General features: G+C 56.2%; 3 protein-coding genes. 1 reads left to right on the top strand and 2 read right to left on the bottom strand.

Going from position 1 to position 2971, the window contains the following annotated elements:
* Nucleotides 1-13: 13 nt before the first annotated feature.
* Nucleotides 14-535: a tripartite tricarboxylate transporter TctB family protein gene (locus AC1D1P_RS19370; RefSeq protein ID WP_477669190.1), complete on the bottom strand. Its 522-nt coding sequence runs from the start codon at nt 533-535 to the stop codon at nt 14-16.
* Nucleotides 536-646: 111 nt separating this feature from the next.
* A complete protein-coding gene (locus AC1D1P_RS19365; RefSeq protein ID WP_477669191.1) occupies nt 647-1669 on the bottom strand; it encodes a Bug family tripartite tricarboxylate transporter substrate binding protein in 1023 nt (340 codons plus the stop codon).
* Nucleotides 1670-1977: 308 nt separating this feature from the next.
* Here AC1D1P_RS19365 and AC1D1P_RS19360 point away from each other — a divergent pair, with 308 nt between their 5' ends.
* Nucleotides 1978-2874, top strand: a complete 897-nt coding sequence (locus AC1D1P_RS19360) for a hypothetical protein (RefSeq protein WP_477669192.1) — start codon at nt 1978-1980, stop codon at nt 2872-2874.
* Nucleotides 2875-2971 lie beyond the last annotated feature (97 nt).

The following is a 2971-nucleotide window of genomic DNA, read 5'->3' as shown; positions in this document are numbered from 1 at the left end:
GGGTATAGATGACTCAGTAGCCGAGGAAGCTCAGCAAGTCGAACTGGCCTTTGAACAAGGGAACCTTGAACCAGACCTCGAACATGAAGAAAAACAGCGCGATCACAACGAAGGAGGTGATCACGCTTTTGATCGGGGAGAATTTCCCCAGGATGATCATGAACAGCGCGATGTATACAGCGGACGCCACGTAGAGGCCAAAAAACTGGACAGCCAGCACATAAACAATGGCAGGAAGCAAAACGGCAAGTACCCGCTTGAGTTGCTCTCTGTCGACAAATACCTCGGTATTCCTGTTCTTGCCGAACAAGGCTTGGTAGAGGGTGCCGAGGCCTGAAATACACAGGATGATGCCGATATAAAACGGGAAGTAGCCTGAACCGGGGCCATCGGTGGTCCAGCCGGACCCCAGGGCCCAACTGCCCTGGATGACCACGGCACCCAGGATGACAATACAGGTGGCTACGATCGCTTCAACAACATAGGTCGCGACGCCCGAGCGGGCTTGCGCGCCGGATTCTTGGTTTGGCTCCATGAGCAACTCCGTTGGATTGAGTGCCCTGTACCAGGGCGAACTTGATTGATTGTGGGGCTGACACTTGGCCAGCCCGCAGGAGAAAACCCGTCGAACGGGTTTTCTTTATCGTTACTTCGCGATGAAGCCGGCTTCCTTCATCAACTCACGATGGCGCTGCTCTGCGCCGCCCAGCCATTTTCCGAACTCGTCGCCGGACATCGACGTCTGGTTGAACGCACCTTTTTCCATGTAGTCTTTCCACTCGGGGGTCTCGCGGACTTTCTTGAGCAGGTTGACATAGAACTCGAGCTGGTCTTTCGATACGCCAGGCGCCATGAATATGCCGCGCAGCATGGTGTAGTCGGTGGGCACGCCAGCTTCCTTGCACGTCGGGATGTCGGCCCATGACAGGGTGTCGGTGACTTTGGTCTTGTAGGGCATGCGTTTGTCGTCGAAGACGCACAGAGCCCGAAGCTGGTTGGCGCGCCACTGGGCGACGGCCTCGATCGGGTTGTTGACGGAAGAGTCGACGTGCTTACCGACGAGCTGGACCGCGACTTCACCGCCTCCCTTGAATGGGACATAGATGAATTTTGTGCCTGTGGCCTGCTCAATGCCGACAGTGATGATCTGGTCTTCCTGTTTGGAACCCGTGCCGCCCATCTTGATTTTGCTGGGGCCTGCGGCTTTTACGGCTGCCAGGTAGTCCTTGGCGGTCTTGGCGGGGTTTTCTGCGTTGACCCATAGCACGAACTGGTCGAGCGCCATCATGGACACGGGCGTCATGTCGCGCCAGTTGAAGGGAACACCTGTCGCCAGAGGTGTGGTGAAGAGGTTGGACAGCGTGATAATGATCTTGTGTGGGTCACCTTTGGCGCCCTTGACTTCGAGGAAGCCCTCCGCGCCAGCACCGCCGGATTTGTTGACGACGATCAGCGGTTCTTTCATCAGCTTGTGCTTGATGATGATGCCTTGCATCAGTCGGGCCATCTGATCGGCCCCGCCGCCGGTACCCGCAGGGACCACGAACTCCACTGGCTTGGTGGGCTCCCAGGCTGCATGGGCGGGGAAGGCCGTCAGCGCCGCTGCCGCGATGGCGCATGTCCCCGCTGCAGTCAATTTATTCCTGATGCTCGCAAATCTGGTTTTCATCACGTTGTCTCCTGTATTGGGTAACTCTGTTTGGGCTTGGAACTTCTTTACTGATTCCCTGGCCGGAGCATATTGCACGCGTATGGTCTTACCAAGTGGACGAAAAACTCTTGACAGGGGTCAAGTTTGTGGGATTTTCGATGCCCTCTAGGGTTTGTCCCGAGCTGTTTTGCTCCATGGCGGGCGCTTGATAGCGTATCTCCCTAGGAGGAAAGTGTCACATCGCCGATACCATGAATTTCAAAAGGGCTGGCGCTTCGTTCCGTGGCGATGACTGGGACACAAAAATGTTTTGAAAGGTAATAGCCATGAAAAACTCATTGTTGCTGATGGCTTTGTTTTTTTTTGGTTTGACCGCGCAGGCGCAGCAGTGCGAGGGCGGTCTTTACCTTAATCCGCAAGTGATCCGGGGCGAGGGAGCCTCGCAAACCGAAAGTGCCCTGAAAGAACTCGTTGACTTTATCCGCCCCACGGGGCTGTCGGTCACGCCGGTGCTCAACATCCGGGAGACGCAGGATGTTTTGACAGCCGTCAAGAAACCGGCGCCACCATGCTGGGTCTATGGCAACCCCGTGGTCGGTCTTGCCTCGGGCTATAAGCCGGTGGCTGTCAACATGGACCCGATCCAGTCGGCTGTACTGATTCTGGCTGACATCGGAACGGTCAAGGACGGCAAACCGGTCGAGTTGAAGACGCTCCCTCCCGCTGATCAAGCTAAAGTGCTCGCCAAGCTCAAGACGACCAGTTGCTTTGGCATGAAAAGCGGTGTGACCACATCGCTCGTAAAAGCCGAGAATTTTTGCGGCACGGTGGTCGAAATATTGCCTCAACAAGGGCTGGGGCAAAGCTACTTGCCGACCAAAGCGGCATTTCATTGGCAAGCGGACCGGTGGGCCGGTCTGATTACCCGGCTACAGAGCGCACAGGCTGCCACCATGAAAAGCCACCACGGTACCGATGAGCGCATCCATATGGCGCAACTGGTCATTGTGCCGACCGCCAACGCGAGTTGGGGCTACGGGCTGTATGTTCACCCTGGCGCTCCAGCAGATGTGACTAAAAAAGCGGCTACTCTGTTCGACTCCCTCAAGAACGCAAACCCACTCCTGTTAAAGGCGTTGGACCTTGGGGCCAAGTTCGATTTCGACACTCCTTCGGACGCGGTGGTTGAGGCCATGAAGAAATCGTTGGCCTTTGGACCTTGAGTCGGATCGTTTTTTAGGCTTGCCGCAGCTCGCGGCACCAGGAAAAGCCGTTGTGCGCCGCAGCAATTAGATGAGGCCTGATTGGCTGTCACAGTCC

The sequence above is a fragment of the Polaromonas sp. P1_E1_2 genome, from assembly GCF_056406035.1.
This window is presented reverse-complemented; position numbering and strand designations above follow the sequence as displayed.